17 protein-coding genes, 1 other RNA gene, 1 pseudogene and 1 riboswitch are annotated in these 20,296 nt (G+C 45.5%); of the genes and pseudogenes, 12 read left to right on the top strand and 7 right to left on the bottom strand.

Features of this window, described 5'->3' with window-relative positions; all coding sequences use genetic code 11:
* Positions 1 to 48: 48 nt before the first annotated feature.
* Both lptG and lptF read right to left on the bottom strand, forming a co-directional pair.
* On the bottom strand, positions 49 to 1,203 hold the full coding sequence (gene lptG / locus M2125_RS05395; protein WP_076023547.1) for an LPS export ABC transporter permease LptG: 1,155 nt from the start codon (positions 1,201 to 1,203) through the stop codon (positions 49 to 51).
* Positions 1,200 to 2,315 (bottom strand): LPS export ABC transporter permease LptF, encoded by a 1,116-nt coding sequence (gene lptF / locus M2125_RS05390; protein ID WP_076023548.1) that lies wholly within the window; start codon positions 2,313 to 2,315, stop codon positions 1,200 to 1,202. Before lptF ends, lptG begins: the two co-directional genes overlap by 4 nt.
* A gap of 188 nt (positions 2,316 to 2,503) precedes the next feature.
* On the opposite strand from lptF, the gene M2125_RS05385 reads away from it, so the two are divergent.
* From M2125_RS05385 to M2125_RS05345, 9 genes are all read left to right on the top strand, one after another.
* On the top strand, positions 2,504 to 4,093 hold the full coding sequence (locus M2125_RS05385; RefSeq protein WP_425334239.1) for a leucyl aminopeptidase: 1,590 nt from the start codon (positions 2,504 to 2,506) through the stop codon (positions 4,091 to 4,093).
* A 10-nt stretch (positions 4,094 to 4,103) separates the two neighbouring features.
* The gene (locus tag M2125_RS05380) at positions 4,104 to 4,568 is read left to right on the top strand and encodes a DNA polymerase III subunit chi (RefSeq protein ID WP_076023549.1); all 465 of its coding nucleotides are present in this window, start codon (positions 4,104 to 4,106) and stop codon (positions 4,566 to 4,568) included.
* Between the two features lie 11 nt (positions 4,569 to 4,579).
* Positions 4,580 to 5,368: a prolipoprotein diacylglyceryl transferase gene (lgt, locus tag M2125_RS05375; protein WP_280742658.1), complete on the top strand. Its 789-nt coding sequence runs from the start codon at positions 4,580 to 4,582 to the stop codon at positions 5,366 to 5,368.
* A gap of 21 nt (positions 5,369 to 5,389) precedes the next feature.
* Positions 5,390 to 6,307, top strand: a complete 918-nt coding sequence (locus M2125_RS05370) for a LysR family transcriptional regulator (protein WP_076023551.1) — start codon at positions 5,390 to 5,392, stop codon at positions 6,305 to 6,307.
* A gap of 133 nt (positions 6,308 to 6,440) precedes the next feature.
* A complete protein-coding gene (locus M2125_RS05365) occupies positions 6,441 to 7,745 on the top strand; it encodes a malonyl-CoA decarboxylase (protein WP_076023552.1) in 1,305 nt (434 codons plus the stop codon).
* 108 nt (positions 7,746 to 7,853) lie between these two features.
* Positions 7,854 to 8,888, top strand: coding sequence for a TRAP transporter substrate-binding protein DctP (dctP, locus tag M2125_RS05360; protein WP_076023553.1), 1,035 nt, complete (start codon positions 7,854 to 7,856; stop codon positions 8,886 to 8,888).
* A 1-nt stretch (position 8,889) separates the two neighbouring features.
* Positions 8,890 to 9,405: a TRAP transporter small permease gene (locus M2125_RS05355; protein ID WP_277541682.1), complete on the top strand. Its 516-nt coding sequence runs from the start codon at positions 8,890 to 8,892 to the stop codon at positions 9,403 to 9,405.
* A gap of 2 nt (positions 9,406 to 9,407) precedes the next feature.
* Entirely contained in the window at positions 9,408 to 10,763 is a 1,356-nt protein-coding gene (locus M2125_RS05350) for a TRAP transporter large permease (RefSeq protein WP_076023554.1), read from the top strand.
* Between the two features lie 26 nt (positions 10,764 to 10,789).
* On the top strand, positions 10,790 to 12,313 hold the full coding sequence (locus tag M2125_RS05345; RefSeq protein WP_280742657.1) for a malonate--CoA ligase: 1,524 nt from the start codon (positions 10,790 to 10,792) through the stop codon (positions 12,311 to 12,313).
* On the opposite strand, the gene M2125_RS05340 is transcribed toward M2125_RS05345, so the two are convergent.
* The 5 genes and pseudogenes from M2125_RS05340 to M2125_RS05320 all read right to left on the bottom strand — a co-directional run bounded on the left by M2125_RS05340 (position 12,310) and on the right by M2125_RS05320 (position 16,101).
* Positions 12,310 to 13,128, bottom strand: coding sequence for a sulfite exporter TauE/SafE family protein (locus tag M2125_RS05340; protein ID WP_076023556.1), 819 nt, complete (start codon positions 13,126 to 13,128; stop codon positions 12,310 to 12,312). The two genes, M2125_RS05345 and M2125_RS05340, sit on opposite strands and share 4 nt — an antisense overlap.
* A non-coding RNA gene (ssrS, locus tag M2125_RS05335) (6S RNA) lies at positions 13,129 to 13,347 on the bottom strand. It lies immediately after the preceding gene.
* A 99-nt stretch (positions 13,348 to 13,446) separates the two neighbouring features.
* Positions 13,447 to 13,668, bottom strand: a pseudogene (locus M2125_RS10950) (cell division protein ZapA); the annotation flags it as partial.
* Positions 13,649 to 13,930 (bottom strand): hypothetical protein, encoded by a 282-nt coding sequence (locus tag M2125_RS05325; protein WP_280742656.1) that lies wholly within the window; start codon positions 13,928 to 13,930, stop codon positions 13,649 to 13,651. The pseudogene M2125_RS10950 and the gene M2125_RS05325, both read right to left, overlap by 20 nt.
* A 110-nt stretch (positions 13,931 to 14,040) precedes the next feature.
* Positions 14,041 to 16,101: a TonB-dependent receptor domain-containing protein gene (locus tag M2125_RS05320; protein ID WP_076023558.1), complete on the bottom strand. Its 2,061-nt coding sequence runs from the start codon at positions 16,099 to 16,101 to the stop codon at positions 14,041 to 14,043.
* 134 nt (positions 16,102 to 16,235) lie between these two features.
* Positions 16,236 to 16,451, bottom strand: a riboswitch (cobalamin riboswitch).
* Between the two features lie 84 nt (positions 16,452 to 16,535).
* Here M2125_RS05320 and M2125_RS05315 point away from each other — a divergent pair.
* From M2125_RS05315 to frc, 3 genes are all read left to right on the top strand, one after another.
* Positions 16,536 to 17,153: a Crp/Fnr family transcriptional regulator gene (locus M2125_RS05315; protein WP_280742655.1), complete on the top strand. Its 618-nt coding sequence runs from the start codon at positions 16,536 to 16,538 to the stop codon at positions 17,151 to 17,153.
* A gap of 141 nt (positions 17,154 to 17,294) precedes the next feature.
* Complete coding sequence (oxc, locus tag M2125_RS05310; RefSeq protein ID WP_076023560.1) at positions 17,295 to 19,004, top strand: oxalyl-CoA decarboxylase; 1,710 nt, start codon at positions 17,295 to 17,297, stop codon at positions 19,002 to 19,004.
* 35 nt (positions 19,005 to 19,039) lie between these two features.
* Positions 19,040 to 20,290 carry a formyl-CoA transferase gene (gene frc, locus M2125_RS05305; protein WP_076023561.1) on the top strand — a complete coding sequence of 417 codons (1,251 nt, stop codon included), beginning with the start codon at positions 19,040 to 19,042 and terminating at the stop codon, positions 20,288 to 20,290.
* Positions 20,291 to 20,296: the final 6 nt, after the last annotated feature.

Here is a 20,296-nt window from a genome sequence, read left to right as displayed (position 1 = left end):
ATATATCTACATAGATATAGAAATCAAATTCTATATTATTTTAGGGCATTAAACCCGAGAAACTCGATTTAAGGAAACAATCGCTAAACAGAAATATAAGAGGGGAGGCATAGCTGCCGTCACCACTGCAGGCCAGGCACCAAGGATGCCGATATTAGAGAACAAGGAGTTGAAAAGCTGAAAACTCATACCCAGCATGATGCCGCCAAATACTTTGATGCCTACACCACCAGCTCGCACTTTCATGTAAGCAAAAGGGAGTGCCAAAGTCAGCATGACAAAGATGGTGAATGGATAAATTACTTTTTTCCAGAACGCAATTAACTGACGATGGGCATCTTGATTATTCTCTTTTAAATGAGAGATGAAGCGCCCTAGGCTAACAATCGACATTTTCTCGGGGCTGACCAGTAGGACGCTCAGAATTTGGGGTGTCACTTCAGATTGGAGGGTGACTATCGGATGCGTCAAGGTTTGTGCAGAATAGACTGGATTTAAGGGATCTGCTTGCTTCGTCTCTGTAAAGCGGGTCTCGGTGACATCATCTAAGATCCAGGTGCCCGAATGATCAAAACGCCCTGAGGCTGCCGAGCGAATCGAGAGTAGATGATAGCGCGCATCAAATTCATACATGCGAATATTAAGGATCTCGTTATCACCCCCTATTTTTCCGACATTGACATAGCGAACCCCTGGTCGAACGGGTCCATTGCCATCATCATTGCGCAAGCGATCCTTGACCCAGACTCCAGTTTTGAACTCTGATTCATAAGCTGAGCCTAGCGCTTTCACCCGAATTTGTTCTGACAAAGATTCAGAATAGGGGCCTACCAGCTCACTCATTAATAGGGTTAGTAAAATTAATGGAGTTGCGATCTTGGCTAAAGTCATGATGCCTCGTTTTGCATCTAAACCAGCGATTCTTAAAATCGTAAATTCAGACTGACTTGCTAGCATTGCAAAAACATAAATACTGCCAATTAAGCCCGCAACAGGAATAATTTCAGATACTCGGCTTGGCGCCTTTAGTAGCACATGTAACAGTGCAAGTGGCAGAGTGTATCCACCTTTTACTGAGCCTAACTCACTGAGGATGTCAAAAAATAAAAAGAGCGCTACCAGTGCAAATAAGATGAATGCAAAGGCAACATAAATTTGCTTTGCTAAATAACGCTCATATATGTAAGGAAACAATAATTTCATTTACGCCCTTTGATTGTTGGCAATTGTCGTTGCCACCACTTTAGGGACGGATTGATTCGATTGCGTATCAAGACAAAGGCCATGCATAGTGCCAAGGCATGGATGGGCCAAATACCAACCAATACGCTGATCTTTCCTTGTGACACAAAATTTTGAGTGAGGTTAAGCAGGTTGCTATAGATTAAGTAAAGCAATACCGCATAAAACATGGCGGTGTAGTTACCTAACCTTGGGTTGACATAAGCCAATGGAATAGCAATCAACACCAGGCCAAGTGCCATCAGCGGGAGGCCAATACGCCAAAGCAGTTCTGCTTGATTGGGGTTTTTTGCCTGCGGATTAGGATCATTTAATAAATCCATAACCGACTTCTCTCGGTCCCGAGGAGGGGGGTCTAAAGATTCTTTGCTACGAATCTTGGTTGAGTAATCGTCAAATTCTAGAATCCTAAAATCAGGCTGTGTTGGTTGGCCCTCATAGCGGCGACCGTTGTGCAAGATGATTGATTTTTCTCCGCCTTCTGAATTCTGAATATAGCCGTTCGCTGCAACTGCAATATTCATACGCCCATTCTTTGAATCGGCCACGAAGATATTTTTTACTTCGCTTTTTTCAATATCAAGCTCTTCGATAAAAAAGACTCTTGGAGACTTTGCCGATTCCTTAAATTGACCTGCCGTTACCATCGAAACGTCATCGCGCTGTTGAAAGCGTTGACTAATTAAGGTGGATTCACGATTAGACCAAGGCCAAACAAAAAGGGCCAGTAATGCGATCACAACAATTAAAGGTGTAGCAAATTGCAAAATTGGGCGAATTAAATTAGTTACGCTCAGCCCGCTAGCAAACCAGACAATCATTTCCGAATCTTTGTACCATCGCACCAATACGATTAATACTGCGACAAATAAAGAGACGGTTAATAGAACCGCTGTGTAGCCCAGGGTAGCTAAGGCAATCAAGACAAAGGCATCTTGGGGGTTCACCGTGCCGTTGGCAGCAAATCCCAGAATACGAATCACCAGGGTAGTAATCATGATGGTGATTAAAACCAAAAATACCCCGCCCGTTGTAAAGCTGAGCTCGCGGCGAAGGGATTGGTTAAAGATCATGAATGGTATTTAAATCGGGCGATTATTGAGATTTTGACTGTTTTGTAGTTTATTTTAGATTTCTAGCCCAAAAAGCGGTTTTTGGATAATGAAAGGCGAAAGCCGCATGTCGGAGGATAATGGATAAAAATGAATTTTCCTCCTTTGAATCGACTTATCCACCCCAAAAATCGCCATTTATTATGACAATTCAATTTAGCAACAAGATTTTTCCTCTGGCTGACCTGCAACATTCCAAAGAACAAAAAGCCAGCCTCCTCATGCTTTTGTCGCAATCATCCGATTGCTTGGTATTGGCGTATTCCAAGTCCGATGTAGATGCGCTAGCTAATCCAAAGTCGAAAACTGGTTTATTGGTCGAATTAGATCGTCTTTTGGGTGGTTCAGTAGCCAGTGCTCAAGCACTTGGAGATTTGGATGGCAAGCAGGCTAATGCATGCATGATCAGAGCTGAAAAAACCTGGGCCACTCATGGCGTCAAAGCGAAACGCGTTTTATTAATTGGTTTAGGTGAGTTTGTGAAATCCAGGGGTTTGGATATTTACGCCAAGATTGCACGTGCTGGTTTAAAGGCATTGAGTGGCGGCTCAATTAAAAATGCACTTTGGTATGTCCCTAGCTTTGCGTTAGACGTAAGTCAAGATAATGTTGAGCAGGAGGTGCGCCTGACTATCCAATATGCGGGTGATCAGACCTATCGCTTTGGGGTTCGTCAGCCAGCACTTAAATTTAAAGCGAAGGATGCAGCCGACTCATTTGCGCAACTCACCTTTGCTGGTAATGAAGCCTGCGCTAAAGCCATTAAATCTGCAATTGCAGAAGGCAGTGCCCTAGTTGAGGGTATGAATTTGGCAAAAGATCTTGGCAATTTACCACCTAATATCTGTACACCTACATACCTTGGCAAGACTGCTCAGGGCTTAAGTAAAAAGACGGATTTAAAAGTAGAAGTCTTGGGTCTAAAGCAGATTGAAGCTTTGGGTATGGGATCTTTTTTAGCGGTTGCCAAGGGTTCAGATACACCGCCGCAATTTATTGTGATGCGTCATCAGGGCGGTAAAGCCGGAGAGGCGCCGATCGTGTTGGTTGGCAAGGGGATTACTTTTGATACTGGGGGGATTTCTCTCAAGCCAGGCGAGGCCATGGATGAGATGAAGTACGACATGTGTGGAGCTGCTTCAGTGATTGGTACCATGTATGCCGTAGCCCTCATGAAGCTCAAGAAGAACGTGATTGGTGTGGTTCCTACTTGTGAAAATATGCCATCGGGTGGCGCAAGTCGTCCCGGGGATATTGTGAAGAGTATGTCTGGTCAAACGATTGAAATTCTCAATACCGATGCTGAAGGTCGTTTGATTTTATGCGACGCTTTAACCTATGTGGAACGCTTTAAGCCAAAGGCAGTGATTGACGTTGCGACATTAACGGGTGCCTGTGTGATTGCATTGGGTCATGTTCATAGTGGCCTGTTCTCGGACGACCAAGAGTTGGTGGATGCCTTAAGTAAGGCTGGTCAGACTTCATTGGATACGGTGTGGCGTTTGCCGCTTGATGCTGCTTATCATGAGCAGCTTAAATCAAATTTTGCGGATGTAGCCAATATTGGTGGCCGCCCAGCAGGCAGCATTACTGCGGCTTGTTTTCTCTCCCGCTTTACTGAGAAGTACAAATGGGCGCATCTGGATATTGCTGGAACAGCATGGAAAAGCGGGGCGGCAAAAGGTGCAACAGGTCGCCCTGTGCCTTTGCTGTTGAACTACTTGCTTGAAGCAAGGTAATTAGTTCAATATGGCCCGGATTGATTTTCATAGCAATGTGAGCGATAAGCTTGAGTACGCGTGTCGTTTGACGCGCAAGATTTGGAGTGCCACTCCGATAGGCGAGCCCGTTCGAAATATTGTGATGGTCGGTGAGAAAGCGGATCTCCAAAAATTAGACGAGCTCCTTTGGATATTCAGCAGTACTGAATTTTTACCCCATTGTTTTATAGAAGATGAAGCGGCTATCGAAACACCAATTGTTTTGAGTATGGATTGCTCACCTTCGACTTTAAGTGCCATTCCCCACGCCGACATACTGATTCACTTGGGTATGCGCATGCCAGACGATGTACCCGCTTTAGTTGCGCGTTTCCCGCGGATAGTGGAGGTGGTCACAGTAAATGAGGCTGAGCGCCTCGCTGGACGTGATCGCTATAAGGCTTATCGTGACTTGGGCCATGAGTTGCATAATTTCGATCAATCCAAAAGTTAAGACTCCTTTTTATGTTGATACATCCCCAGTTTGACCCAGCAGCCATTCGCATTGGATCTTTTGCCATTCACTGGTATGGATTAATGTACCTCTTGGCGTTTGCACAATTTTTAGTGTTGGGACGACTGCGTATTCGGATGCCGCAATATCAAACTTTGGGTTGGACTTATAAAGATTTAGAGGATCTTTTATTCGCAGGCGTTCTGGGGGTAGTCTTGGGTGGTCGCATTGGTTACACCCTGTTTTATATGCCCAGTTTTTATCTCTCACATCCTCTCAGTATCCTAAAAATTTGGGAAGGGGGCATGTCTTTTCATGGCGGCCTGTTAGGTGTATTGATTGCTCTACAGTGGTTTGCTTATAAAAAGAAAACTACTTTTTTTGTTGTGAGTGATTTAGTTGCACCCTTAGTGCCGTTTGGCTTAGCGTTTGGACGCTTGGGTAACTTCATCAATGGTGAGCTGTGGGGGCGACCTACCGACCTTCCATGGGGCATGGTCTTCCCAGTGGTAGATGCAATTCCAAGACACCCTTCGCAAATTTATCAATTGCTTGGTGAAGGTATCTTGCTTGGTATTGTTTTGTGGGTATACGCAAGCAAGCCACGTGCCGTTGGAAAAGTTTCGGGCTTATTCCTGTTGGGGTATGGGATCTGTCGCTTCGCAGCTGAATTTGCGCGTGAGCCAGATTCATTTCTAGGTCTTTTGGGGCTCGGACTTTCTATGGGGCAGTGGCTATCACTCCCAATGATCTTCTGTGGAATCGTTTTGTTTCTGGTCTCTAAGCGAAAATTGGCATAAATAGAAAGAGCTCGGTAATTCATGGCGCATGAAGAGGTCACGCTACGCAAGCTAGAAATACTGTGCTCCTTTGTCAGGACTGGTAGCTTAAGCAAAACAGCCGATGAATTACTGCTTAGCTCAGTAAGCATTCACAAGGCGCTGCATTCACTCGAAGAGAGTATTGGCTGCCCCTTATTTATCCGAGAGGGCCGTTTATTAAAGCCTTTGCCTACGGCGCTATATTTGGCGGAAAGCGCCTCAGATCTATTGAGTGATGTAGAACGCATCATCAAGAGAACGCGCTTAAAAGCTGGCATTGAGTCTGGGCAAATTCGCCTTGGTTCAATGTACTCCTTAACGGCCAACATTATTCCCAAGTTGATCATGGGCACAAAGATTCGACGTCCTGATCTTGATATTGATTTGTTTCTCGGGTCTAACGAAGATTTGATGAAAAAACTTTACGAGGGAAGTATTGAGGCAATCATCATAGCCACCCCCTCAGCGGGCTTAGCAGAGGATGTCCAAGTAGTCCCACTATTTGAAGATCGCCTGTTCTTAGCCTCCTCAAAAGGGCGGCAGCCTGCAAATCCACAGGCAGATATGGCGCACTACAGGGAGGAAAAGTTTCTCACCCTGCATGATGGCTTCGCCACTACCTCTGGTTTTTATGAGGTATTTGAACTAGCTGGCTTTAAGCCCAATCTGGTGATGAAGGTGGGGGATATTTTTTCTTTAATGAATATGGTTGCTAGTGGCATGGGGCGATCCATTCTCCCCGGGCGCGTTAAGGCTCTAATGGGGGATTCCATTGAATTTACCCCCTTGCTCGGCAGGTATGAGGTGGTGCAGCGTATTGCTCTGATGTACCTCACGGTTAACGAATCGAATCCAAATATTTTGGCTTTAGCAGCCGAAGCCCGCATGTTGCATCGCAATAATAATGTAATGCAATAAACTGGAATCTCAAATAATTAACTTTAAGTTAATGAATGGCAATAAAAGTTAATTGATTTCGCCTGCAATGATCCTTACATTAGATTTAATGAAGTAAATTCGTTTGGCACTCTTTTTTGAGAGAACACAATAAATGCTTGAAAAGTTAGCAAAAGCTCGTAATTTGGCCAAGGCAAATAATGCGATCAAACGCCTTATTTCTGAGCGCGGTGAATCTAATGCTGTGAGTATGGCCGATGATGTTGTGAATAACTATCGCAAGCTAACCAGAGATCAGTACGTAGCATTTTTTACTTATCTTTTCGAGAAGTTAAACCCAGATGCCGCATCGGTGATGGAGGCTGCGCAAAATTTTGTTGCTGAAGCCAGTGCGCGTAATTACATTCGCCTACAAAAAGTTTCCGAGTCCCCTCGCCAAGAATTATTTCGCCGCTTAAATCGCGCTAGCCAAGGTACGGCTGCGGTAGTGCAAATGCGTCGCGACCTATTGCAGATCTTGGATAAAAAACCTGAGCTTGCCGCAGTTGATTTTGATATGCGTCACTTACTCTCATCTTGGTTCAATCCTGGATTTCTAAAAATGCATCAGGTGGATTGGAAGTCCCCCGCAGAAGTATTGGAGAAGTTGATTCAACACGAGGCGGTTCATGCGATTGATGGCTGGGATGATTTACGTCGCCGCTTACAGCCTGATCGTCGTTGCTTTGCATTCTTTCATCCGCAACTTCCTAGCGAGCCTTTGATCTTTGTGGAAGTGGCGCTTTTGCCTGAGATTCCTACCGTCATTACGCCATTGGTTGATAAAAAAGCGGAGACGCTCGATCAACCATCGCAATTTAAGGTTGCTGTTTTCTATTCGATCAGCAACTGTGAGCCCGGCTTACGCGGGGTTTCAATGGGCAACTTCCTCATCAAGCGTGTTGCAGAGACATTGCAAGCGGAGTTTCCAACACTCAAAACTTTTGTCACGCTTTCTCCTATTCCTGGATTTATGGATTGGGTGGCTGGCGGTGCCAATTTAGGTGAGGGCGTTCCGGCAGAGCGCTTAAAGCCGGCCTTAAAAACTGCTAGAGACCAGGCGCTAGCAGTTCTCAAGCTAGAGACACAGTCTTGGAGCGAGCGCTTAAGCGCGGGATGGCATCCAGATCAGGCATCTGAAAAAGAAAAAGAGGCTTTGTTATGTCTAGCCAGCATCTATTTAGGGTTGGCTTCAACTGGGCGCTCAGGTAATCCAGTAGCTAAATTTCATCTGGGTAATGGTGCAAGGTTGCATCTCATTAATTGGGCGGGTGACTTATCTCGCAAAGGCTTGCGCCAGTCGGCTGGTTTGATGGTGAATTATTTGTATGACTTAAGTGCAGTAGAGGAGAATCATGAGCGTTTTTCCAATGGGGAAATCGTTTATTCAAAAGCAGTAGCGCGTTTAATGGCCAAATAGCACCCAAAGAGGTGCTGGTCATAAGTGTTTAAAATGCCAGAAGTAGCAAATAAACAATCTTTATCCACATAAGATTGAATTTAATAAAAAAAGTTTTAGGAGATCGCAATGTCAGATACCAAAGAAATAAGTGAATTTCGTCGTCAAATCCTGCTTGGTGCCGCTGGCGCTTCTTTGTCTATGTATAACCTGCCCACTTGGGCGCAGGCAAATGCACGCAGTTTGAAAATTTCGCATCAGTTTCCAAGTGGAACTGATTTCCGTGACCGTCTATGCAAAAAATTTGCAGAAGAAGTGCAAAAAAAGACCGCTGGCGCATTAAAGTTCGAGGTCTATCCACAGTCCTCCCTGATGAAGACAAATGCGCAATTTAGCGCGCTACGTAAGGGTGCGCTGGATTTCTCTTTTTATCCTATGCCTTATGCAGGTGGCGAAGTGGTCGAAGCCAATATTGGTTTGATGCCTGCCTTAGTTACCAGCTATGAGCAGGGTGCGCGCTGGAAAAATGCTGAGGTAGGCAAAATCCTCACTAAGGTGCTTGAGTCAAAGGGGATTGTGATTGTGAGTTGGGTGTGGCAAGCTGGTGGCGTAGCTACCAAGACCGGCCCGATTATTGTTCCAGACGACATCAAGGGCGTGAAAGTACGTGGCGGCAGCCGTGAGTTTGATGCCATGCTCAAAGCTGCCGGCGGTTCAGTCATGACATCCATTCCTTCAAGCGAGGTCTACCAGGCTGTTCAAGCCGGTTCTTTGGAGGCTGCTTACACCTCATCTGCCAGTCTGATGTCATTCAAATTGGCCGAGCTTACAAAAAATTACACCAGCGCAAAGAACAAATCCTACTGGTATATGTTGGAGCCGTTACTAATGTCTAAGATGGTCTTTGATTCATTGCCTCAGAACCAGCGCGACATCATCATGTCTGTCGGTGCAGATATGGAGAAGTACGGTACACAGCAGGCTAAGTTGGATGATATTGATTGCGCTGTTGCGTTTGCAAAAGCGGGTAACAAGGTCTATGACATTGATTCCGCTGCTGTCGATAAATGGAAGGCTATCGCAAAAGTATCTGCATGGAAGGAATTTTCTGATCGTAATGAAACCTGCGCAGCAATGATGCGTTCTGCCGAAGCAATCTCATAATATGAAGCTCTTTATCCTGCTTGACCGATGGATGTCGGTGTTAAATAAGTTTTTAATGCTTTTGGGATCAGTGGCCCTGATGGTATCGGCCCTGATTTTGAGCTACAGCGTCTTATCCCGCGGGCTCTTTCATGCAGCAAATGATTGGCAGGATGAAGCAGCTTTATTTTGTTTGGTAGGCGTCACTTTTCTTTGCAGCTCTTATGTGCAAGAAAAGCGGGGGCATATTGGTATTTCAGCAATAGAAGGTTTATTGCCTCATCCAGTCAATCAGGTCAGGGGAGTCATCATTGATGTGATCTCCTGCCTTTTCTTTGGATTCTTTTCCATCAAGACTTGGGATTTGCTAGTTGAAGCTTGGGTTGATGGGCAGGTGACGAATTCCACTTGGGCGCCTTCCCTTTGGATTCCATACTCAATGATGTTTGCGGGGATGTGTTTATTGACCTTCCAAATTTTTTTACAAATATTTGTCAGAAAACCAGTTGTCTCTGACCTAGTTGGTGGAGGTCACTGAGCATGTCTGTATTAACTATTGGTATTTTGTTTGGCCTTGTAACACTCCTGATTATGTTTTCAGGAATATCCATCGCATTTGCCTTGGGTATTGTTGCAATTATTTTTATGTACTTCTTTATGCCCGCATCCTCTTTGGATACGGTGGCGTTGAATGTATATGAGGAGATGTCTAGTATCACCTTAATGTCTATTCCGCTCTTTATCTTGAAGGGTGCGGCTATTGGACGCTCCAGGGCTGGTAAAGATTTGTACGATGCTCTCCATGTGTGGATGGGTAAGATACCTGGTGGTTTGGGTGTGGCAAACGTGTTTGCATGTGCTTTGTTTGCGGCAATGGCCGGATCAAGTCCTGCTACTTGCTCAGCAATTGGTAGTGCTGGCATCCCGGAGATGCGTAAGCGGGGTTACTCCCCAGGTTTTGCAGCGGGGATCATTGCTGCAGGAGGCACCTTGGGTATTTTATTGCCACCATCTATCACCATGATTTTGTATTCAGTTGCATCAGAGCAATCATTGGGTAGGTTATTCCTGGCGGCGATTGGTCCAGGCGTCATGTTGGTAATCTTCTTTGCTGCATACACTATCTATCGTTATAAAAAAGAATATGCCCGTGCTTATGAGGCTTACAACGTTGGTGCTCCATCTGCCCCCATCTTGGAGCGTCAGACATACACCATGCAACAAAAAATTAGCGCATTGCCACGCGTTTTGCCGTTCTTGATTTTGTTGATTGGTGTCATGGTGGCTCTGTATGGTGGTTATGCTACCCCTGCAGAGACAGCCGGACTGGGCGCCGTTTTTGCATTCTTGCTTATTGCCGTTATTTATCGCATGTGGCGTTTCAAAGACCTGTACCCATTGTTAGATGTCAGTATTCGTGAGTCGGCGATGTTGATGTTCATTATTGGCATGTCTTTGTTGTTTGCCAACGTCATGAGTTATCTGCACTTGAGCCAATCAGCCGCCCAAGCGATTGTTGATTTACACACTTCTCGCTGGCTTTTGCTGACTGCAGTGCTGCTGATGGTGATCTTCTTGGGCTTTTTCTTGCCTCCAGTCTCCATCATTTTGATGACGTCCCCGATTTTCTTGCCTCCGCTACGTGCTGCAGGATTTGATTTGGTTTGGTTTGGAGTGGTGATGACTATCATCATGGAGACTGGCCTGATACATCCTCCGGTAGGACTGAATATTTTTGTGATTAAAAATATTGCCCCCGACATTACTTTGAAAGAAATTATTTACGGTGTGATGCCATTTGTGGCCATCATGATTTTCTCTGTAATTCTTCTATGCATCTTCCCCGAAATTGCTACAGGTCTATCTGACTGGGTAATGGGACCTCCATTGGTATAAAAAATCAGTATTTAAGGAATGTATTTATGAATTTGTATTCAATCTTGGAAAAAGGTTTTCCAAAAGATAAACAGTCATGCGCCCTCGAAACGCATGATGGCCTTTATTACTCTTGGAGTGATTTGGAGCGTGCCACTGCAAAGATGGCTAATTTGCTCAAAAGCCTTAAATTGCCCAAGGGTTCGCGTGTAGCGGTACAAGTTGAAAAATCGCCAGAGGCCCTTTTTCTTTATCTCGCTACGATTCGCGCAGGGTATGTATATCTTCCATTGAATACGGCTTACCAGGCTGCTGAGATTGGGTACTTCCTTGAGAATGCTGAGCCGGCTGTAGTGGTCTGTAGTAGCAAGAACTTCTCATGGGTTTCGAAAACAGCGTTCAAGGCAGGTACTCAGCATGTCTTCACCTTAGATGAGAACCGTACCGGTACATTATTGGAGCGTGCTGGTGCTCAAAGCGACAGATTCAAGACGGCAACAGTAAAAGAAGATGATTTGGCCGCCATCCTCTACACCTCCGGCACAACCGGGCGTAGTAAGGGTGCGATGTTGACCCATAAGAACCTGAGCAGCAATGCCAAGGTTTTGCAGAAGTTCTGGGGTTGGAAAAAAGGCGATGTGTTGCTACATGCCCTACCTATTTTTCATGTGCACGGATTGTTTGTGGCTGCTCATGGCGCCCTGATCAATGGTAGCAAGATGATTTGGTTGCCACGCCTAGATACAGCACAGTTAATTCATTACATGCCTAAATCCACTGTGATGATGGGCGTGCCCACTTTCTACGTACGTTTATTGGCTGATAAGGGCTTTACTAAAGAAGTGACTCGCAATATGCGTCTCTTTGTTTCTGGTTCGGCACCTTTATTGACTGAAACATTTAACTCATTTATTGAGCGCACTGGACAGTCCATTCTGGAGCGCTACGGCATGAGTGAGACCGTGATGTTAGTCTCCAACCCCTATAAGGGTAAGCGTGTGGGCGGCTCAGTTGGCTTGCCATTACCAGGCGTCAAAGTACGTGTGGTCAATGAAAACAATAAGCCATGTGGAGTCGATGAGATTGGTAACGTTCAAGTCAAAGGCCCGAATGTATTTGCAGGTTACTGGCGCATGCCCGAAAAAACTGCCGAAGAATTTACTAATGATGGTTGGTTTAAAACCGGCGACGTTGGTCGCTGGGGTGGTGATGCCAATGGCGGCAAAGCACCCAAAGATTACCTGTGCATTGTTGGCCGTAGTAAGGATTTGATTATTTCAGGTGGCTATAACGTCTATCCAAAAGAAATCGAGAGCTTTATTGATGATATGGATGGGGTGGATGAAAGCGCCGTGATTGGTATTCCGCATCCTGATTTTGGCGAAGCGGTGATGGCTGTTGTAGTTCCTAAGGCAGGGGCAAAATTGGATGCCCAAGCGATGATTGCTACCTTGAAAACACAAATTGCTAATTTCAAAATTCCAAAGCGTTTAGAAATCGTGGCAGATTTGCCGCGCAACGCAATGGGTAAGGTACAGAAAAATATCTTGCGTCAGCAGTACACTAACTAAAAGCCAAAGGCCTTGCGGCTTTCATTAAACATGAAGGCGGCAAGGCAAAATAGCATTACGCCAAAAATCCGTTTCAGTTGCACTACATCTAATTTTCTAGCCATCTTTGCACCGATGGGCGCCGTAAAGATGCTGACAATAACAATGCACGCAACTGCTGGCGCGTAAACATACCCTAGAGAACCTGCCGGTAAATTTGGAAGACCCCAGCTTCCATACATGTACCCAATAGTCGCTGCAGCTGCTATCGGAAAGCCCAACCCAGATGAGCTTGCCATTGCCGTATGGGGCTTCACATTGCACCAGAGCATAAACGGTACGGTAATGAATGCGCCACCTGCGCCCACCAAGCTGGCGAGCATACCTACACACAGTCCAAATAAAAACAAGCCAATTGGACCAGGCAAATTACGCCCGGCAGTAGGTTTTTTATTCAAAATCATCTGCACTGCAGAGTAAACGATAAAAATAGCGAAAAATAGGGATAGCCAAGAAGTGTTGATGGCCTCAAAAATTTTGCTACCTCCAACCAGGCCGCCAACCACCATGCCAGGGCTTAATGCGGCAACCAGCTTCCAGTCAATCGAGCTGTGTTTATGGTGCGCCCAAATGGCGGAAGAGGTTGTAAAGAGGATGGTTGCCATACCGGTGGCAATGGCCATATGAACAATCAGTTCTTGCTGAAACCCCAAGTGATTGAAGACCAAAATCATGAAGGGAACCAAGATCATCCCACCACCAATGCCTAATAGGCCAGCTAGAAAGCCAGAGATGCTACCGCACAGTAGAAGTAAAGTGATATCACTTAGGTACATGAATTCCCCGCCTTGGCCGCTAGGCCGTCATCCTGAACCCTAGGGTTCAAGGTGGAACGGCTACTCTGCTTCGGGTGCATTAAGGGTCTCAGGGAGTGAACAGCTCGAGGCTGCCACTGTAAGACATCAAAACGCTCACGCCCACAAGGTAAAGATCGTTCCTGATGCTTGCGCATCGGTTCAAGGAACTATTGGCCTTGGCGAGCCAGGCAGGGAAAGGGTTTGCATCAAAGTATCTACCTGATCTTCTAGCGATCGAATCTCATCATGAAGACGAGAGATTTCTTCAGAGTTGAGATTGGTAGTGCTTTGGTCTTGCGAAGGTTGTGCGCTTGCTTGCAAGGTAATGAGATCGCCTGCAATTTTAAGAGCGGCCATCATGCTGGCGCGTTCAATACTGCGATTGCCGCCATTGATAGCAAGTTTGATTTGTTCATCCACTAAAGTGCAGGCAGCGCGCAACAGCGGTTCATGCTCGGCGCTAGTGGCCAAGGTAATTTTTTGACCGGCGAGAGTTACCTCAATGCGTTGTTGGCTCATTGTCATCCTCTTGATTGGTTGGGGCAACCGCTTCGCCAAGTAAGTTCAGCTGGCGGCCATCGCTTTGTTCTGGCAGGCGACTCAAAATATGTTGTATGCGTTTTTGCGCATCTTCAATTTTGTTCTCGAGTTGAGTACGATCTAGATTGAGTTTTTTAACCGCTTCAGTGGCCAGGGCAATTTTTTCAGCCACGCGCGCAATGACAGCACTTAAGTTATCCATAGTTACCTCGTTTGGGGAATGAGGGGTTTGCTCGATCATATTGGCATTGTAGCCTTAGGAAAAGCTCTTGGCAGGAGGTCGACCCCCCTGGCAACATTGGACTATGTTTTTCTTTAGGGAAGGGCCCCTAAATAGGGGTCCTTAGAGGTTTACTTCATTGCGTAGCGAATTCCCACGAAGACATTGGAGCCCATAGTGTTGTAACCATAGGTCAATTGATATTGCTTATCGAAAATATTGTTCCAGCGGGCAAATACAGTCCAATCTTTTTCAAATTCATAACTTGTATATAAGTTAAATATAGAGTAGCCCCCCATTTGTCCGCTATAAGGCGCAAAAGTTGTGGCATCAAATCCAGGCATGTCTTGTCTTTGCCCCGAGAAAGTGCCGCCAAACCCAGCAATCAATCTCTGATATGCATATTCTGCTGAGGCATTCCCAAAGGTGCGTGCTCTTTTATACAGAGTGGTATCAGCAGTAACATTTTCAGGGTTTTCTTGATCAATCGATCCTTTTAATGTGAAGTTACTAACTTTTGCCATCCCACCAAAGGATATGCCAGTGATATGGGCGTATCCGACATTATTAGCGCAGCCGCCAAGAAATTGAATGGCTTGTGCCGTGCACCCAACCAGGCCTGATTGAATCATATTGCTGATGCTGTTGTCGTAGGCAACTAAATGAGCCTCATAGTTGCTTGTGTCATAGTGAATCCCTATTTCAGTATTTTTACTTTTCTCTGGAAGAAGGTTGGGATTTCCGTATCCTGGGTAATACAGGTCATTGAAGCTTGGCGCTCTGAAGCCAGTGCCGTAATTAATGTTTACTCGCCATTCTTTGGTGAAAAAATAACCATAAGAAATTGCCCCTGTTGTTTGAGGGCCGTAGGCTGAAATACTGTCATTACGAATAGAGATATTTGCTAGATTATCGCCTCGTTTGAGTTGATATGATGCTGCTATTGAATTGGTGTCCCTCGTCTGACTAAAGCCTGTAGATGGCCCTGTTGTCGAGCTTATTCCATTATTAAAGTTGTAATCAGCAACAGAGTTATATTGCAGTGATTTCACGCTTTGAGTTCTTCTTTCACCCAAAATCTGCAAAAGATCGCTGCCTAAGCTAATGTCGTTTTGCCATGTGTATAAGTTTTGATTGGTATTAATGTATGGGCTATAGGCTGGGCTATATGGCGTTGCGTCTTGAATGGATTGTCCATTGTTATTTGAAATCGATGCTTGTAATGAGCTTTTCCAGATATCAGTGATTTGATTTTTTGAAAACAGTGTGTAAATCCCAATTTGTGAAATCGTATTTTGGGCTTGTTGCGGACCTGGGGCTCCAGAGACCATGCCTGTAGACCAACTGGAATTATTGTAGTAGTCGAGGGTATTAAATTGGGGTACCTGTGAGTTCATACGACTTTGCATCATCTGAAATCCAAATGTTTGCCCCTGAGCCCATTCTTGTGAAAGCTTTCCGGTAACACCATTTTGTACATAACCTGTTTTCATGGCCGTTAGTGCAAACGGATTATTGCTAGCAACGCTATTAAAGCCTGTTGATAGTGACTCACTAACCCCCAATGAATAACGAATTTTTTGATCGCTATCAGTCGAGCCATAAATGCTAGCGCTACTAACGCTGGTTCCATAGGTGCCATATCCAGTAGATGCGCTTACCTTGGCGGGCCCATTGCCATCCTTGGTAAAGATCTGCACTACACCGCCAATGGCATCAGCACCATACAGACTACTTTGTGGGCCAAAGACGATCTCGATATGATCAATTAAGGGCAGGGGTATGGATTCCCATGTAGGCCCACCATTAAAGGCGGAGTCTGATCGAACACCATCTATTAATACAATGCTTTGTGAATTAGAGGTTCCGCGAAGAAACACGGATGCTCCTGAGTTTCCGGAGCCACCCGACCCATTGGTTATTTGGACTCCTCTTTGTCTTTGAAGTAAATCTACTAGACTGGTTTGCCCAGCTTGTTCAATTTCCTCACGGCCTATGTAGTCGTAGTCCGCCAATACATTAGTTGCCAAAGTTGGCGCTCGATTGGCTGTGACGAGCACAGGATCCATAGGGTTGGGAGCTGTTGCTACTGTGACGTTTGCGGAACTTTGAGCAAAGGAATTGATGGATGGGATGCAAATTACCGCGCCACAAAGTAGTGCGCATATTTTGATGCTGAACTGCTGCTTCATATTGAGCCTTCTGCCTTCGAATCGCCAAGCTAACTTCCCCGTAAGCTGGGCCGAACAGAATTTCACAGGCAGGGGTATAGACGTCAATTGGGCGCAGGGGCGCTTCATCGGCGTGCGAAAGTTCCCCGTCCGCAAAAATTCCACCTGTCTTGGCCGGTATCCGGGCTAGTAAATCTCAGAATCTGGCCTTCCCATGCAATTGACGCGCACAGTGGCTCATTCAGAATCCTGACACCCAAAATTGCAGCTTAAGGGCGCATTTACTTACCGTTGCGGGGGCAGCACACGTTTAGTGTTTCCCGTTTAACTTTATTGCACTGCAATAAAGCACCACGACCCCGCTATTCTAGCTTAATGGACAGCGGGTTTTTATAACTCTTTCACAGGTTTTACCCTGAAAAAGCCTACAATGGAGCCTCTAGGATTGAGGATTCATGACAGTATTAGATAAGCACCCCGAAAAAAACCTGATTCGCTTGCAGCTGAGCCAAAACTCGGTTTTAAAAAACTTGGATGCCCAATCCATGGCCGATTTAGAACGCTGTTTAGAGATTTCGGATTTAAAGAAATCTGAAATCCTGCTCCATCAAGGTGATCATCAAATGGAGCAATACTTTGTTCTAGATGGCATCCTCAAGCGCATTGTTTCCAGTCCAGATGCAAAAGAAATGATTTTGCGATTTGCGATCGAAAAGGACATTGAGACTAGCTATGCTGCTTGGCGTCTCAAGACGGCCGCCCCATACAGCATTGCTTCGGTTACTAAAGCGCGCGTAGCTCGTATGCCGCTTAAAAAATGGGCTGAATTTCTTGAGCAACACCCGGTTTTAAAAGAAAGCTTTGAATTTGAAGTAATGCGCCTCATGAGCGAAATCATGGCGCATACCATCACTCTTCATATGCTTGATGCCCCGGGTCGGGTAGAGCGTTTCTTGAGAAAGTATGAGCCACTCTTCGACTTGTTGCCGAAAAAAGAGTTGGCCGCTTACTTAAATCTGTCACCTGAGACTTTGAGCAGACTCAAAACCAAGCACGCCGAACTTTTCATATAAGTTTTTTCCCTGCCGCCCCCTCATTTCGGGGGAAGTTGACCAAAGTCAATGATGAAGCTTTACCTCAGGCCTAAGATTCATCACAGTCTGGGCGGGAGCATTTAAATTCCCCTGGAAATACTAACAACCTAATGAATTCCTATGACAACAGATAATCAATCCCCACAGTTAACCGATGGCTTTCACTTAGTAATCGAAGCCCTCAAAGCAAATGACATTGAAAATATTTTTGGCTTAGTTGGCATTCCAATTACCGATTTGTGCCGTTTAGCTCAAGCTGAAGGTTTGCGCTTTATCGGCTTCCGTCATGAGCAGCACGCCGGTAATGCCGCTGCGATTGCTGGCTACATGACGCAAAAGCCTGGTATTTGCATGACTGTTTCTGCGCCTGGTTTTTTGAATGGCTTAACAGCATTAGCAAATGCAACAGTCAATTGCTTCCCAATGATTTTGATCAGCGGCTCCAGTGAGCGTGAAATCGTTGACTTGCAACAAGGTGACTACGAGGAGATGGATCAGCTCAATGCTGCCAAGCCTTACGCTAAGGCTGCTTATCGTATTAATCACATCGAAGATATCGGTATCGGTTTTGCGCGCGCAATTCGTGCGGCAGTTTCTGGTCGTCCAGGAGGCGTTTACTTGGACTTGCCAGCACAATTGCTCAGTCAAACCATGCCTGTCGAAGAGGCCAAAAAGTCTATCTTCAAAGTAATCGATCCAGTACCACGTCAAATTCCTGCTCCTGATGCAGTTGAGCGTGCGCTCAATGTTTTAAAGGGCGCTAAGCGTCCATTGATTCTCTTGGGTAAAGGCGCTGCTTATGCTCAAGCGGATCAACAAGTACGTGATTTGATTGAAAAATCAGGCATTCCATATTTACCAATGTCGATGGCTAAGGGTTTGTTGCCTGACAACCACCCACAATCTGCTTCAGCAGCACGCTCTTATGTATTGGCTGAAGCGGATGCCGTATTGCTCGTTGGTGCTCGCTTGAACTGGTTATTGGCGCATGGCAAGGGTAAGACTTGGGGTAAAGAGCCGAAGAAATTTATTCAGATTGATATCCAAGCAAACGAAGTCGACAGTAACGTACAAATCGATGCGCCATTAATTGGTGATATTGGTTCCTGTGTTGGCGAGTTATTAAAAGGCATAGCGGCTGTTCCAAAGCCAAGTGCGGAATGGTTAAAGGCGATTGCTGAGAAGAAAGATAAGAACTTAGCGAAGATGGCTGAGACGCTGGCTAAGGAAGTGTCACCAATGAACTTCCATGGCGCTTTGCGCGTGATTCGTGATGTTGTTAAAAAGAACCCAGATATTAATTTGGTAAACGAAGGTGCAAATACACTCGACTTCTGCCGCGCAATTGTAGATATGTACAAGCCACGTAAACGTTTTGACTCTGGTACATGGGGCATCATGGGTATTGGTATGGGCTACGCTATTGGTGCTGCTGTAACTAGTGGCTTGCCAACCATTGCAGTTGAGGGTGACAGTGCTTTTGGTTTTAGCGGTATGGAATTAGAAACAGTTTGTCGCTACAACTTGCCAATTACTACTATTGTCTTTAACAACAACGGCGTATATCGCGGTACTGACGTGAACCCAACCGGCGGAGCTGATGTTGCGCCAACTGTATTCGTGAAAGATGCTCGTTACGACAAGATGATTGAGGCATTTGGTGGTGTTGGCTACTATGTAACAACACCCGCAGAATTGGAAGCAGCATTAACTGAAGCGATTGCAGCTGGCAAGCCTGCTTTGATTAACGCAGTGATTGATGAAACAGCCGGCACAGAAAGTGGGCGTTTAACCAACTTAAATCCATCTACTGCTGCAGCTAAAGCTTAACTATATTTGTTACACAAATTCAAGGAGAAACAACAATGACTAAACCATTAGAAGGTATTCGTATTATCGATTTCACACACGTGCAAGCAGGTCCTGCATGTACTCAATTGTTGGCTTGGTATGGTGCTGACGTGATCAAAGTGGAGCGCCCTGGTTCTGGTGACGTAACACGTAGCCAGTTGCGTGATATTCCTGGTGCTGATGCTTTGTACTTCACCATGTTGAACGGTAATAAGCGCTCTTTAACTTTGGATACAAAGACTGCCGAAGGTAAAGAAGTATTGGAAAAAATGATCAAGACTTCCGACGTCATGGTTGAGAACTTTGGCCCAGGCGCCTTGGATCGCATGGGATTTTCTTGGAAGCGTATTCAAGAATTGAACCCAAAAATGATCATGGCCTCAGTAAAGGGCTTTAGCGATGGTCATTCATATGAAGATTTAAAGGTATATGAAAACGTAGCGCAATGTGCTGGTGGTGCTGCTTCCACAACTGGTTTCTGGGATGGTCCTCCCACTGTTTCTGCTGCTGCATTAGGTGATAGTAATACAGGTATGCATTTGGCGATTGGTATTTTGACTGCATTGATGCAGCGTCAAAAAACTGGCAAAGGTCAAAAAGTATCTTGCTCAATGCAAGATGCTGTTTTGAATTTGTGCCGCGTGAAGTTGCGCGATCAACAGCGTTTGGACAAAATTGGCTACCTCGAAGAGTACCCACAATACCCACACGGCTCATTCTCTGATGTAGTACCACGTGGTGGTAATGCTGGCGGCGGCGGTCAACCAGGTTGGGTTCTCAAATGTAAAGGTTGGGAAACTGATCCAAACGCCTACATTTACTTCACAATTCAAGGCCATGCTTGGGAGCCAATCACTAGAGCGATTGGTAAGCCAGAGTGGGCTACAGATCCCGCTTACATGACTGCAGAAGCTCGTCAGGATAAGATTTTTGACATCTTTGCAACTATTGAAGATTGGCTCAAAGACAAGACTAAATATGAGGCGGTAGATATCTTGCGTAAGTTTGATATTCCTTGCGCCCCTGTATTGTCAATGAAAGAGTTGGCTAATTCACCAGACTTGCGTAAGAGTGGTTCGATTGTTGAAGTTGACCACAAAGTACGTGGCAAATATTTGACCATTGGTAGCCCAATCAAGTTCTCCGATTTGGAAATTGAAGTTGGCCCTTCACCAGTCTTGGGTGAGCATACTGATGAAGTATTGGCTGACCTTGGCTATGGCAAAGAAGAAATTGCCAAGTTGCACGAAGCTAAAGCGGTTTAATTACCG

This window comes from Polynucleobacter sphagniphilus, from assembly GCF_029892205.1.
Classification (GTDB): Bacteria; Pseudomonadota; Gammaproteobacteria; order Burkholderiales; family Burkholderiaceae; genus Polynucleobacter; species Polynucleobacter sphagniphilus.
Note: the sequence above shows the minus strand (reverse complement) of the source record. Positions and strands in the feature narration are given on the sequence as shown.

Coding starts and splice junctions, on each gene's coding strand:
- lptG (WP_076023547.1), bottom strand. CDS start 1,203: ATGAAATTATTGTTTCCTTACATATATGAGCGTTATTTAGCAAAGCAA.
- lptF (WP_076023548.1), bottom strand. CDS start 2,315: ATGATCTTTAACCAATCCCTTCGCCGCGAGCTCAGCTTTACAACGGGC.
- M2125_RS05380 (WP_076023549.1), top strand. CDS start 4,104: ATGGCCCGGATTGATTTTCATAGCAATGTGAGCGATAAGCTTGAGTAC.
- lgt (WP_280742658.1), top strand. CDS start 4,580: ATGTTGATACATCCCCAGTTTGACCCAGCAGCCATTCGCATTGGATCT.
- M2125_RS05370 (WP_076023551.1), top strand. CDS start 5,390: ATGGCGCATGAAGAGGTCACGCTACGCAAGCTAGAAATACTGTGCTCC.
- M2125_RS05365 (WP_076023552.1), top strand. CDS start 6,441: ATGCTTGAAAAGTTAGCAAAAGCTCGTAATTTGGCCAAGGCAAATAAT.
- dctP (WP_076023553.1), top strand. CDS start 7,854: ATGTCAGATACCAAAGAAATAAGTGAATTTCGTCGTCAAATCCTGCTT.
- M2125_RS05355 (WP_277541682.1), top strand. CDS start 8,890: ATGAAGCTCTTTATCCTGCTTGACCGATGGATGTCGGTGTTAAATAAG.
- M2125_RS05350 (WP_076023554.1), top strand. CDS start 9,408: ATGTCTGTATTAACTATTGGTATTTTGTTTGGCCTTGTAACACTCCTG.
- M2125_RS05345 (WP_280742657.1), top strand. CDS start 10,790: ATGAATTTGTATTCAATCTTGGAAAAAGGTTTTCCAAAAGATAAACAG.
- M2125_RS05340 (WP_076023556.1), bottom strand. CDS start 13,128: ATGTACCTAAGTGATATCACTTTACTTCTACTGTGCGGTAGCATCTCT.
- M2125_RS05325 (WP_280742656.1), bottom strand. CDS start 13,930: ATGATCGAGCAAACCCCTCATTCCCCAAACGAGGTAACTATGGATAAC.
- M2125_RS05320 (WP_076023558.1), bottom strand. CDS start 16,101: ATGAAGCAGCAGTTCAGCATCAAAATATGCGCACTACTTTGTGGCGCG.
- M2125_RS05315 (WP_280742655.1), top strand. CDS start 16,536: ATGACAGTATTAGATAAGCACCCCGAAAAAAACCTGATTCGCTTGCAG.
- oxc (WP_076023560.1), top strand. CDS start 17,295: ATGACAACAGATAATCAATCCCCACAGTTAACCGATGGCTTTCACTTA.
- frc (WP_076023561.1), top strand. CDS start 19,040: ATGACTAAACCATTAGAAGGTATTCGTATTATCGATTTCACACACGTG.